At 60.2% G+C, this 12,065-nt stretch carries 12 protein-coding genes; 11 read left to right on the plus strand and 1 reads right to left on the minus strand.

Going from position 1 to position 12,065, the window contains the following annotated elements; genetic code table 11:
• Positions 1-23: 23 nt before the first annotated feature.
• The 4 genes from ACFOKF_RS02290 to ACFOKF_RS02305 are packed head-to-tail and all read left to right on the plus strand — an operon-like array spanning position 24 to position 4,594.
• Positions 24-779, plus strand: a complete 756-nt coding sequence (locus ACFOKF_RS02290; protein WP_017183063.1) for a phosphatase PAP2 family protein — start codon at positions 24-26, stop codon at positions 777-779.
• Positions 718-1,296, plus strand: coding sequence for an RNA polymerase sigma factor (locus tag ACFOKF_RS02295; protein WP_241763643.1), 579 nt, complete (start codon positions 718-720; stop codon positions 1,294-1,296). The genes ACFOKF_RS02290 and ACFOKF_RS02295 overlap by 62 nt, the downstream gene beginning before the upstream one ends.
• Before the next feature lie 57 nt (positions 1,297-1,353).
• Positions 1,354-2,301, plus strand: coding sequence for a FecR family protein (locus tag ACFOKF_RS02300; RefSeq protein ID WP_380792799.1), 948 nt, complete (start codon positions 1,354-1,356; stop codon positions 2,299-2,301).
• Positions 2,285-4,594, plus strand: coding sequence for a TonB-dependent receptor domain-containing protein (locus ACFOKF_RS02305; protein WP_017183065.1), 2,310 nt, complete (start codon positions 2,285-2,287; stop codon positions 4,592-4,594). The genes ACFOKF_RS02300 and ACFOKF_RS02305 overlap by 17 nt, the downstream gene beginning before the upstream one ends.
• Here ACFOKF_RS02305 and ACFOKF_RS02310 read toward each other — a convergent pair.
• On the minus strand, positions 4,566-5,624 hold the full coding sequence (locus ACFOKF_RS02310; RefSeq protein WP_037509330.1) for an endonuclease/exonuclease/phosphatase family protein: 1,059 nt from the start codon (positions 5,622-5,624) through the stop codon (positions 4,566-4,568). The genes ACFOKF_RS02305 and ACFOKF_RS02310 overlap by 29 nt on opposite strands.
• A gap of 142 nt (positions 5,625-5,766) precedes the next feature.
• On the opposite strand from ACFOKF_RS02310, the gene ACFOKF_RS02315 reads away from it, so the two are divergent.
• The 7 genes from ACFOKF_RS02315 (at position 5,767) to ACFOKF_RS02345 (ending at position 12,053) form a co-directional block, all read left to right on the plus strand.
• The gene (locus tag ACFOKF_RS02315) at positions 5,767-6,540 is read left to right on the plus strand and encodes a hypothetical protein (RefSeq protein ID WP_037509331.1); all 774 of its coding nucleotides are present in this window, start codon (positions 5,767-5,769) and stop codon (positions 6,538-6,540) included.
• A complete protein-coding gene (locus ACFOKF_RS02320) occupies positions 6,537-7,280 on the plus strand; it encodes a DUF2334 domain-containing protein (protein WP_037509333.1) in 744 nt (247 codons plus the stop codon). The genes ACFOKF_RS02315 and ACFOKF_RS02320 overlap by 4 nt, the downstream gene beginning before the upstream one ends.
• Before the next feature lie 7 nt (positions 7,281-7,287).
• Positions 7,288-8,451: a glycosyltransferase gene (locus ACFOKF_RS02325; RefSeq protein WP_051887075.1), complete on the plus strand. Its 1,164-nt coding sequence runs from the start codon at positions 7,288-7,290 to the stop codon at positions 8,449-8,451.
• A gap of 41 nt (positions 8,452-8,492) precedes the next feature.
• Positions 8,493-9,449, plus strand: coding sequence for a hypothetical protein (locus tag ACFOKF_RS02330; RefSeq protein ID WP_230588555.1), 957 nt, complete (start codon positions 8,493-8,495; stop codon positions 9,447-9,449).
• Complete coding sequence (locus ACFOKF_RS02335) at positions 9,446-9,949, plus strand: DUF2141 domain-containing protein (RefSeq protein ID WP_037509337.1); 504 nt, start codon at positions 9,446-9,448, stop codon at positions 9,947-9,949. Before ACFOKF_RS02330 ends, ACFOKF_RS02335 begins: the two co-directional genes overlap by 4 nt.
• Positions 9,950-9,952: 3 nt before the next feature.
• On the plus strand, positions 9,953-11,125 hold the full coding sequence (locus ACFOKF_RS02340) for a glycosyltransferase (RefSeq protein ID WP_037509339.1): 1,173 nt from the start codon (positions 9,953-9,955) through the stop codon (positions 11,123-11,125).
• 388 nt (positions 11,126-11,513) lie between these two features.
• Complete coding sequence (locus ACFOKF_RS02345; protein ID WP_380792802.1) at positions 11,514-12,053, plus strand: phosphatase PAP2 family protein; 540 nt, start codon at positions 11,514-11,516, stop codon at positions 12,051-12,053.
• Positions 12,054-12,065: the final 12 nt, after the last annotated feature.

Below are 12,065 nucleotides of genomic sequence, written 5' to 3' on the forward strand. Positions count from 1 at the left end.
CAAATACCTCAGCGAGGAACCTCATGCCCTCTGTCCTGCAGAAATTATCCGCCAGGCATCGTATCGACAGCTATATACTGGTCATGTTCCTTGCGGCAGCAGCGGGCATATTGCTCTTCCTGAAGCTTGGATCCGAAATATTGGAGGGCGACAGCTTCGCGATAGACCGATATCTTCTCCAGTGCCTGCGTCGCAGTTCGGATAGCGCAATTCCGATCGGCCCCGCCTGGCTCCGATCGGCAATGGTGGATATTTCCGCGCTGGGTGGCATCAATCTGCTGACGCTCATCACCCTGTTGGCATCGGGCTATCTTCTTGCTGCGCGAAAGCAGGTAACCGCCCTCTTTCTCCCGATCTCCATTGCGGCTGGCGCCGCGATGAGCGCGCTTTTCAAAATTGAATATGCAAGGCCGAGACCGGATATCGTCAAGCATCTGGTGGAGGTCAGCTCTGCCAGCTTTCCCAGCGGGCACGCGATGAACTCCGCTATCGTCTATCTTACGGTCGGCGCCTTGCTGGCCAGAGCCGAGCAGGCTCCTCGAGTACGGATCTACATCATCTCCGTGGCAATCTGCCTCACCCTAGCGATCGGCAGCTCTCGCATCTACCTGGGCGTTCACTGGCCGAGCGATGTGGTAGCGGGATGGTGCGTAGGAGCGAGTTGGGCGGCCATGGCGTTGCTGATCGCACATCGGCTGCCGGGCGCCAGAGCAGGCGTTGGGCCAGAATCTCTTTCCGGTTCGTCCGTTTATCTGTCAAATCGCGATCATGAGTCTTAGCGACGATAGCGATCTTGAGCTCATTTATGGCGTTCATCGTGCTGATTTACGTCGCTTTCTGATCGCGCGCGTCGGAGATGCTGCCGAAGCAGATGATCTGCTTCAGGAATTGTGGGTGCGTGCCAGGAATGTGGCGGCAGGGCCGATCGGCAATGGTCGCGCCTATCTTTACAAGATGGCCCAGAATCTCGTTCTTGATCGACTTCGCGAGCAGCAGCGGCGCATGGCTCGGGAGCGGCGCTGGAACGATCAGGAAACCGATTTCACGGCACCGGGCATCGACCCGGTCGATCGGTCGCAAACCGCCGAGGACCAGATCATCGCGCGCGAGGAAGTGCAGCGCATCAAAACGGCGCTCGAGACGCTGCCGGAAGGGGCAAGAAGGGCATTCGAACTGCACAAGCTTCGAGGGCTGACACATGGCGAGGTGGCTGCGCAGTTGGGCATCAGCAAGAGCGGCGTCGAAAAACATATGGCCGTCGCCATGAAATATCTTCGCCGCGCGCTCACGGACTGAGGTAATGCCGTCACGATATCGTCACACAGTGATCAAACAGGTGGAAGGGCAATCGCCATGACGGCGCGTGCGGATTTTGACGAAGCGATGCTTGACCAGGCGATTGCCTGGCAGGCGGCGCTCGAGCACGACGATGCGGATTGGGACGGCTATCTCGCGTGGCTGGAGGCAAACCCCCGGCACCGGGAAGCCTTTGATTCGATTGCCCTGGTCGATGCTGCTGTCCGCGAACATCGGGACGTTCTGAGCCATGAGCCTTCTCCTCCTGTCGCCGAAATCGATCCAAGACACCGTTGGAAGCCGAGACTGGTGATGGGCGGTGCTCTCGCCGCTTGCCTGGCGCTTGCCGTTGCGCTCCCGACATTCTGGCAGACATCCAGACCCATTGCCTACAGCAACGAAGGCTCGGCGCCGCGCATGATCGCTCTGGCCAGCGGCACCAGCGTCACCCTGTCGCCGGGAAGCGCCATTCTGGTATCGGCAAAGAATGACGGGCAAATCGAGCTTGCGAAGGGGGAGGCCTATTTTGACGTCCGCCACGATCCCTCGCGCGTCCTGACCGTATCGGCCGGCAACTATCGCGTTACCGATATTGGCACCCGCTTTTCGGTCAATCTTGCAAACTCTGCCTTGCGGGTCGGTGTCGCACAGGGGGCGGTTTCCGTCGCCGGCGCGCAGACCGCTTCGGCAGTCAGGGTCGATGCCGGCCATCAGTTGGTCGGCAAGGATGGTCTATTGACACTCAGCACGGTAGAGCCCTCCCAAGTGGGAAGCTGGCGCAGTGGCCGGCTGACCTATACGAATGCGCCGCTTGCAATGGTGGCTGGCGACATCGAACGATATTCGGGCAAGAGGATTTCTGTCGATTTCGCGCTGGAGAACAAGCATTTTTCGGGCATTCTTGTCATCGGTGACGGATCGAAACTTGCCAGCGACCTGGCGGCCGTCATGGGGCTCGAAGTGCGTCAGCAAGGCGATCTTGTGCATATTGCTGCTGGCCGGTGAGATTGGCCCGGAAACGGTTCTTGCACGCGCACCGGTAGTCAGTCTCGATATCGCGCCCGGGCCGCTCATGGCCGCGATGGACAAATTCTCCGCCTCGACGGGTATCTCCATCGGCTTCAAGGCCAATGTCACACAACTGAAAACGCGTGGTGTGAAAGGGCGCTTGTCGCCCGAGGAAGCCCTGGCGCGGTTGCTCGAAGGAACCGGACTTCAAGCGCTCAGGATCGGTGATCGCCTCTATCGTATCGAGCCCAAGCCGGCGGTAATCGCAGTCCGACAATCCCCTCGCACGCCTGCCCCCACAGTGGCGCCTGCGGCAAGTGAAATCATCGTGACCGCGCAGAAGCGGCCACAGCCGCTCGCGAATATCCCCTTATCAGTATCCGTGCTGTCGCTTGATCCGCTGGGGGGAGCGAGAAGTCCGACGTCCCGCGACATCAGCCTCGACATGGAAGGCCTGGCCATGACCAACATGGGACCAGGGCGTAACCGACAGTTTATCCGCGGGGTTGCCGACAGCCCATTCAACGGCCTGAGCCAATCGACGGTTGCAGTCCAGGTCGATGAGGCAAGGGTGACATTCAATGCGCCGGATCCCGATCTCCGGCTCATCGATGTCGATCGGATCGAAGTCCTCAAGGGACCGCAAGGGCCGCTCTATGGTTCGGGCGCACTGGGTGGCATCTATCACATCGTCACCAGAAAGGCCGAACTGGATGACAGCTATGCCCTGGCGCGACTGTCAGCTCAGGCCGTTCAGCATGGCGAATTGGGCACGGGCGCCGAGGGCATCATGAACCTGCCTGTCGTCGATGGCCGCCTGGCATTACGCGCCGTGGGCTATCGTCTTCTGGAAGGCGGCTGGATATCCAATGATGGTTCCGACAAGGCGACCAATTCAACGGAGACCGTCGGCGCGCGGATAGCGCTGCGATGGCAGCCCTCAGAGCGATGGACGGTCGATGCAGGCTTCATGCTGCAGGACATCAATGCGCGCGACAGCCAATATGTGCTTCAATCCGACGAAATGCTGTCGCGTGATCATCCCATTGCCGAGCCCACCGACAATGATTTCAAGCTGTGGCATGGCACCGTCAAAGGCAATATCGGTACGCTGGAACTGACGTCGGCGACCAGCTATGTCGAGCATGGTTTCGACTATATTCTCGATGCCAGCAGCGCTGCCGACCAGTTCGGATTGACGGGCCAGGTCCGGTTCGACGATGATCGTCGATATACGGTGCTGAACCAGGAACTGCGCATCGCACCTCAAGGCGAGCAGCATTGGCTTGCTGGCCTTTCCTACCTTCGGGCGACCACTCGAGGGGAGGCTTCCGTCACCCCGGAAGGGGGCGATCCCGCCATAGTGGAAATCTACGATCGGCAGGTTGTCGAATATGCGATATTCGGTGAAGCGACCTTGCCGCTCTTCAATCGCCTGGATGCGACGATCGGCGCGCGCCTGTTTCAGAGCATCACGCGCGATGGAACCGGTGACGAACCCAGGATCACGCCCGTTCGTGCGCGCAAGACCATCCTGTCTCCCAGCGCTGCAATCTCCTATCGATTGAACGGATCAGGTATTGTCTATCTCCGCTATGCAAGGGCGATGCGTCCTGGAGGTCTGGCGCCTGCGGAAACCACGTCGGCGCGCCAATTCGATGCGGACGAATTGAGCACCTTCGATCTTGGCTTTCGCAAGACTGCCTTTGATGGTCGCTGGTCCCTTTCAGCTAGCACCTATTACACGCTCTGGAACGACATCCAGTCGGACTATCTGCTCGAAGATGGGCTGGTCTCTACCCGCAATGCAGGCAAGGGACGGATCATCGGAGCCGAGATCGCTCTGGATTGGAATCTGGGCAATGGCTTTACCATTTCCGCCGGTGGCAGCGCGCAGTCGGCCTTGCTCACGCGTGCGGCCGATGGCGTCAAGCTCGATGATCGCAGCCTTCCCATAGCCCCGGCCTTCGCTGGCCGGGCATCTTTTGGCAAATCCTTCGCCTTGGCCGGTGGCTGGCAGGCCAGGACCGGGCTGCAGGCCAATTATATCGGGAAAGCAAGATTGTCCTTCGACGATGATCTGGACCGAAGCATGGGCAATTATGCGACCGCGTCCGCCCATGCAGAGGCGACGCGAGGCCACTGGACCCTCAGCGTCAATATGGACAATCTGTTCGATATTCGGGGTGACAGCTTCTCCTTCGGCAATCCTTTCGCGATCCGGGAGGAAGCGCAATATACGCCAATCCGACCTCGCACCCTTACACTCGCCCTGGCGCGATCCTGGTAAGAGGCTGGCGATTGCGCAATTGATAGGTCGCAGAATAACCCACATGGTCAGACAGCATGGTTCCGTCCGGTTCATGGCCGAACGGGACATCGATGCTGCTCAACTCGAGGTCGGTACGTCGGCCAGGTGTGAAAAACTGCCAGTCGCGGGCGCGCTTCCTTGAAAAACGCGCATCGGCCGAAAGAGCGATGCCACGACGGGCCGCTTCTCCATAGGCGTCGTCAATATCGCCATCCTGACACCATCTGGACTGAGCCCTGGAGAGCAGCATTTGCTTGCGCGCTGGAACGCTGCCCACATTAAAGTCCCCAGCAACGATCAGGGGCCGCGATGGATCATGCGCGCTCGTAATGAAGTTGGTGAGATAATCGACCTGCAATCGGTAGGCGGCCAGCGATCGGTCATCCTGGACCCGTGACGCACGCCTGCTGTTCAGATGCGTCGTGACGATATCGACCCTGTCCCATTGCCCGGGGAGAGCGACGCTGACCAGCAGCGCGCCCTTGTTTGCCAGACAATCAAATCCTGCACAGGCAAAGGCCGGGAAGGCCATTTTCCGGACGCCCGCAATCGGATAATCGGACAGGATCTGAAGCCCGCTTCCGACATATTTGCCGAGCGTTTCACCATGATACCATGCGGCAGCGTCTGTCAGAGCATGCGAGCCGGACGGCAGATTTCCCTGTCCAGGCATCTGCGCGCCCGGACCTTCCACTACATATCGGTAGCCCGCTGCCCGGCCGATCGCCCGAGCGTCAGTCGTAAAGGCTTCCTGCAGAACGATGATGTGAGGTTGCGTCCCATCCTCGCGCATGGTCCGCAAATGCTGCACAATCTGCGCGAATGCCTGTGTCCGCCCTCTTGCGACGGGCCAGGGCAGACCATGGATATTATAGGTCAGCACGGACAAATGCCCGTCGAAAGGCAGCGGGAGCCTGGGCGTCAGATCCGGCGATGACGGGGTCGGTGCCGCAGCGCCGAGCATGCCCATGAGCGAAGCTGCGATCAGAACTGCCTTCGAGGTCCGCAAATTGTGTCTCCCGTATTCGCCGCCTGCGACGATGCGAATGCACGGGCACCTCAGTTTCCATCACGGAAAAAATTGCTGGGCTTGAAGCTGAGGTCTCCATCTCACCACGCCGTCGAGGCACGCAACGGGGAGATGTGAGCTGATGATTATATCTGCGCATCATGCGTTCGGGATCGTGACGCTGGTCTTATTCGGAGCTTTTGAAGCCATGCCGGCTCGAGCCGCCAATGAAGATCCACGCTATGCTCCCCTACTGGTAGCGAGCAATGCCAGGCTCTTGCACGGGATACCGGTTGCGCACGCCCCCAAGACCTACGCGCTTGCCGTCGCGACGCCCACCGATCATTTCGATCTGGCACGGGTCAGATCCCGTTCGCTCAATCTGCTGCTTGGTCCTTCCAGCCTGCGTCTGTCCGCCAACCGTGCCGCATCCTTTGTTCATCAGGATGGAAGCGCTGATCAGGATCGCTGGTCCTTGAGAAGCATATCCTTCAATGCGGCCATACCATTGATGGATATGCTGAACCTGTCGCTGAACGGGGATTACGCGCATATGGGGCGACGCCTCCATGTCGTGGAGATCAACCCCCGCCGGTTGTCGACCAATATTGCCAGTATCGGGCTTGCCATCGACGATGCGCGGGGCTCTCGCCTTTCCTTGGACTATCGGTCCATCTCTCGCCCGTCACGGCATGATGCCCTTACTCGCCTGGCGGAGACGCTGGGGGGCGCCCCATTGACCGGTTCTGGCCCTGAGCTTGCCCTTGCCAGTCCGGCACCGGGGGTCTCCGGATCGATCGATTGGCGCCTTTGCGTCAGTGACATGCGTCGCCCCGCAATGGATCTCACCGGCCTGGAGGGATCAGCCATTGTCAACGATGCGCGCGCCCTGGCCAGCTTTCGCTATCATCTATGAAAGAGAAGCGACTTCTATTCTCGATCCACGACGTCGGACCAGCTTTTGAGGGCCAGGTGGATCGCCTCGTCGATCATGTCGCCCCCTATGTGCGGCTTGACCGGACCGCGATGCTGGTGGTCCCCAACCATTGGGGCGATCATCCTATTTCGGCGCGCTCACCCTTTGCTGGCCGGGTTCGCCGATGGGCGGAAAGCGGCGCGGAGATTTTCCTGCATGGCTGGTTTCACCGTGACGGAGCCAGCCACGGCGGCCTTGGCGCCCGGTTCAAGGCTCAGCACATGACAGCTGGCGAGGGAGAATTTCTCGGACTGGATCTCGCCACGGCCCGTCAGCGGCTTGCAGACGGGCGGGCCCTGATCGAGGAGATTACCGGTCAACCGATTGCCGGCTTTGTTGCGCCGGCCTGGCTGTATGGAGAACCCGCCCTGACAGCGCTTGAGGAACTCGGTTTCCCAATTGCGGAAGATCATATGAAGATCTGGTCACCCATGACTGGGCAAACTCTGGCGCGTGGACCGGTCATGACATGGGCCAGCCGGAGCAAACTCCGCATGGCATCATCCCTGGCGGTCGCATATCTCCTACCGCCGCTATTGCACCGGTCGGAGAATTTCAGGGTCGCCGTCCATCCCGGTGACACGACCCAGCCGGCTATCATGCTCAGCATCAATGATGTTCTGCAGCGGGCGGTCCTGACCCGCCGGCCGAGCCGCTATGGGCATTTGCTGGACGATTGAACCGAATATGCGCGTGCTGACATTTCTTCACAGCTTCGAAGCCGGCGGCGTGGAACGTATCGCGCTGCGTCTTGTCCGCGCCTGGCGGGGCGCCGGTATTGAAGCCCCTCTCTTCATGGGTCGGTCCGATGGCCCGATGCGGAACGAACTCGCCCGCGCGCTCGAATTCCATCAGCCACGCCAGCCCCCCTTTTCCACCAGGCGGTTCGAGACGCTGTGGATGATGATTACCCTGCCGGCCGTCATTCGGCGGCTCCAGCCTGATCTGCTATTTTGTGCCGGCAACAGCTACACGGTCGTTGCGCTGGCGATGAAATTGCTGCTTGGCAGGCGTTGTCCCCCTATTGTCGCCAAGATCAGCAATGATCTCGAGCGCAGGGATATGCCCATGCCGATCCGCACGCTGTATCGGCTATGGGTGCGCCTCCATGCCCGGTTCATCGATCATTTCGTGGGTATGGAACATGCAATGGAAAGGGAGATATCCTCCGCCATCCACATCCCATCGAGATGCATCTCCATCATAGCCGACCCTGCGATCGACCAGCGCCAACTCGAGACTTTACGAGCCGGTGCCACTGGCCGTCGACGGCAGGAAAATGAGGGCCTTCAATTCGTGGCGGTCGGAAGGCTTGTCCCGCAGAAGAATTTCGGGCTCATGCTTCGCGCCTTCGCCGTCGCTGCAACAACGCGCGATTGCCTGACGATATATGGAGACGGGCCGGAGCGCGAACGCCTGGCTGCGCTGGCCCTGCAACTAGGCATAGAAGATCGGGTTCGTTTCAAGGGCCATGTGCCCGATCCGGCGAGGCACCTCACCGGATTCGATATTTTCTTGCTATCGTCCAATTATGAGGGCGTACCAGCGGTGATCATCGAAGCGCTCGGCGCCGGACTTCCGATCATCGCGACCGATTGCAGTTCCGCCATGTCCGAACTCACGCAACATGGACGTCTGGCGACGCTGGTCCCTGTCGGCAATCTCTATGATCTGGCTGCTGCGATCGCTGCAGCCCGCCGCATGGATCAATGCGAGGATGCCAGCTATTCCCAGGCGAAACGTTTCACGATCGAACAGGCATGTGGCGATTATATCACCTGTTTTAAACATGTTACATACAACTCTATCTCCGAAAATAATTGCCATCCGCAAGCTGAGGTTCGGTCCTGAGTGCGCCGTCCCATGGGTGACGCAACTATCAAGAGACGATCATGACGGACCCGAATTCAGGTGGTTCAGTCCTTTCCTCAAATCTCGTTTTCCAGCCCACGGTGCCAGCCATTGGCACCATGATCTCGCCAGAGCCGCTGATACGGACAGGGCGCAACTGGACGATATGGGCGGGGCCGATCATCTCGCTGCTGATCCTGCTGGCGGTCCTGCAGCAGTTCAGGGGCCTGGACACGGCCCACCTCCTGCAGCTTCTGCCGACAACACCCATATTCTGGACCGCGTTCGCCGCCTATTATCTTGCCGGCCCGATCTCGGAATGGGTCATTTTTCGGCGACTCTGGCATATTCCAGCGGCGGGCTTCGGCGCGCTTCTTCGCAAGCTGGTGAGCAACGAGATTCTGCTGGGCTATCTTGGCGAGGTCTACTTTTACGCATGGGCCAGGCGTAGCGCCGACATCAGGTCCGCACCCTTTGCGGCGCTCAAGGACGTCACCATCCTGTCTGCGCTCGCCGGCAACGTCGTGACGCTGATCATGATGATCTTCGCCTTCCCGCTTCTGGGCAGCGGCGTCGCGGGGATTGGCAGATGGGAGATATCGGGATCCATCTTCTTCGTCCTGCTGACGTCCATGCTTGCCATGCTTTTGCGCAATCGGCTGTTCGCGCTGCCTCGGCACGAACTGTGGCTGATTTCCGCCATTCACGTGCTGCGTATCCTGGCCACGACATTGCTGGCCGCCATGATGTGGCACCTGCTGCTCCCCTCGGTGGACCTGAGCATGTGGATCATCCTTGGAACGATCAGACAGTTGCTTTCCAGGCTGCCCCTGCTTCCCAACAAGGACGTCGTCTTTGCGGGTGTGGCCGCTTTCTTGATCGGACGGGACAGCGACATTGTTTCGGCGATGGCTTTGATGGCCACGCTGATTCTTGCCGCGCATCTTGTTGTCGGTCTGCTTCTGGGAATGAACGGCCTGATCAAGGATCGGACATGATCCTGTTTGCCATGATGTCCGCTGCGCCGATCCCTTCATCGCCAGATCTGGGCAAGGCTGAGGGGCTCTGTCGGCCAAATGAAAGCGGGTCAGCCTTTCTCGTGTCGGTCGAGGGACTGAAGGACCGCAGGGGACGCCTCAAGCTTGAGCTCTACCCAGCAAATGACGCCGATTTTCTCGCCGACGACAATATCCTGATTTCGGAAGGTAAGGTGTTTCGGCGGGTCGAGGAAACCGTCCCCTCCCAGGGGTCAGTGACGCTGTGCATCCGGGCACCAGGCCCCGGCGTCTACGCGATCAGCTTGATGCATGATCGCGATGCCAACCGGAAATTCTCGCTCTCGATCGACGGCGTAGGTTTTGCGGGCAATCCCAAACTCGGATTGTCGAAACCGTCAGCGGCAAAGGCATCGGCGCGCGTAGGCGCCGCTCCGGCCCATATTCCCATCAGGCTCAATTACCGGCGCGGCCTGTTTTCCTTCGGACCTTTGGAGCGCTAGCCCATGCGAATTGTCGACGTTTGCGCTTTTTATGCGCCGCAGGGCGGCGGGGTTAAGACCTATGTAGAGCGGAAACTGCATGCCGGCGCAGCGGCGGGGCATGACATAATCATCCTTGCGCCGGGCGAGAAACTGGCGCGGCGGCCTGCGCGCGGCGGGAGCGTCGTGACCATTCCAGCCAAGCGTTTTCCGCTGGATCGGCGCTATCATTATTTCGATGATGAGGCAGCGCTGCATCGCATGCTGGACGCGCTTGCCCCCGACCTGGTCGAAGCATCGTCGCCATGGTCGAGTGCCTCCATGGTTGCACGCTGGCGCGGCGATGTCCCGCGCGCACTGGTAATGCATGCAGATCCTCTGTCGGCTTACGCCTATCGCTGGTTCGGCAATGTTGCGCCGCGGGCAGCCATCGACCGGGGCTTTGACTGGTACTGGCGACATTTGCGACGGCTCGGACAGGCTTTCGACATGGTCGTGAGCGCAAATGACAGTCTTTCCGCGCGCCTGCGCGCCGGGGGCGTCGGTTCGGTCTGTACCGTCCCCATGGGGGTAGAGCCCCATATTTTTACCCCGTCGCATCGCGACGCAGCTTTGAGGCGGCATCTTCTCGCGCGATGCGGCCTGGATGAAAATGGCCTGCTGCTGATGGGGGTCGGCCGGCATGCACCCGAGAAGCGATGGCCAATGGTCATACAGGCTGCGACGCTCGCCGGTTACCGTCGGCCCGTCGGCCTGGTGCTCCTGGGTGATGGTCGGGACAGCGCGCGGGTGCGCCGTGCAGCCGCGCACAACCCGCATATCCATCTGCTGGCGCCGACGACCGACCGGCGGCGACTCGCGAGCCTGCTGGCAAGCGCCGATGCCCTCGTCCACGGGTGCGAGGCAGAGACCTTCTGCATGACCGCCGCCGAAGCGCGCGCCAGCGGCGTCCCCGTGATCGTGCCCGATGAAGGAGGCGCTGCCGATCATGCGCGTTCAGGAATCGGTCTCCGTTTCCGTGCAGGTGACACGGCAAGTCTGGTTGAAGCGATAGAAAATTTCGCAGCTACCGATCCGGACATTTGGCGTAGTCGAGCCGCAACCGCGGCAGCTTCAGTCACCACGATGGACGAGCATTTTTCTTGGCTGTTCGAGGCCTATTCCTCGCTGCGAACTGCTGTGCGCCATGCAGCCTGAAACCTCCGCATCGAAAATGGCGCCCTTACCCGGCCAACCGCCCGCACAGCGCGGCCGCCTCCGCCGCAGAAATCTTGTGAGGTTCGATGTGGAACCCGAAAAGAAGCATCCCGTCCTATCTTCCCTCGAACCCGCCTTCCAGCGCCAATGCACCTGTCGGTGCTGGCCCCTCATGGTCAGGATCATATGGTGGGCGCTCAGAAACGATCGTTGATAGCGTAGGGCAGGAGAGGGGGATGGCGCCCTCCAGATCGTTATCGGACCATTAGTTTCAACGAGCGCAACAGCATTTCCCATAATTTTCGCTGCACAGGCATTTCTCGACTGAGGCACCCCTTGGATGACGCCGTCCTGCCGGCACGGGCATCCAGCCTGGCAGGGGATCTTCATGCGGCTTTTCATCGTAATTGCAGTATTTGGCTGTGTCCTGCTCACGCCGCGATTTGCTCAGGCGTCCGACCGGACGTGGCGCGATACCAGTAATATCGGTCGAGACGCGCTGGTGATTGCCGCGCTCGGCACGCCCCTCGTTCAGGAGGATTGGCAGGGCGCGCTTCAGGCAAGTGGAAGTGTCGGTGCCGCGACGCTGGTGTCTCTTGGACTGAAGGATATCTTTCCCGAAACCCGCCCGGATGGCAGCGACCGGCGGAGCTTTCCGTCCACCCATACCGCCACTTCCTTTGCGGCAGCTGCAACGCTCCAGAACCGCTACGGCTGGAAAGTCGGGCTTCCAGCCCATCTGGTTGCGACCATCGTCGGAATCTCTCGTGTCCAGGGTACCAAACATCACTGGTATGATGTCGCTGCCGGGGCCCTTCTGGGCGAAGCATCAGGCCTGCTTCTCACGACCAGGCGCAACAACAATATTCGAATGCTTCCCTGGAGCGATGGGCAGGGGGGCGGGATTGCAATGGCTTTGCGATTTTGAGGGCTGTAGCCA

This window comes from Sphingobium rhizovicinum (assembly GCF_042647625.1).
GTDB lineage: Bacteria > Pseudomonadota > Alphaproteobacteria > Sphingomonadales > Sphingomonadaceae > Sphingobium > Sphingobium rhizovicinum.

Coding starts and splice junctions, on each gene's coding strand:
- ACFOKF_RS02335 (WP_037509337.1), top strand. CDS start 9,446: ATGATCCTGTTTGCCATGATGTCCGCTGCGCCGATCCCTTCATCGCCA.
- ACFOKF_RS02300 (WP_380792799.1), top strand. CDS start 1,354: ATGACGGCGCGTGCGGATTTTGACGAAGCGATGCTTGACCAGGCGATT.
- ACFOKF_RS02345 (WP_380792802.1), top strand. CDS start 11,514: ATGCGGCTTTTCATCGTAATTGCAGTATTTGGCTGTGTCCTGCTCACG.
- ACFOKF_RS02315 (WP_037509331.1), top strand. CDS start 5,767: ATGATTATATCTGCGCATCATGCGTTCGGGATCGTGACGCTGGTCTTA.
- ACFOKF_RS02320 (WP_037509333.1), top strand. CDS start 6,537: ATGAAAGAGAAGCGACTTCTATTCTCGATCCACGACGTCGGACCAGCT.
- ACFOKF_RS02325 (WP_051887075.1), top strand. CDS start 7,288: ATGCGCGTGCTGACATTTCTTCACAGCTTCGAAGCCGGCGGCGTGGAA.
- ACFOKF_RS02290 (WP_017183063.1), top strand. CDS start 24: ATGCCCTCTGTCCTGCAGAAATTATCCGCCAGGCATCGTATCGACAGC.
- ACFOKF_RS02330 (WP_230588555.1), top strand. CDS start 8,493: ATGACGGACCCGAATTCAGGTGGTTCAGTCCTTTCCTCAAATCTCGTT.
- ACFOKF_RS02340 (WP_037509339.1), top strand. CDS start 9,953: ATGCGAATTGTCGACGTTTGCGCTTTTTATGCGCCGCAGGGCGGCGGG.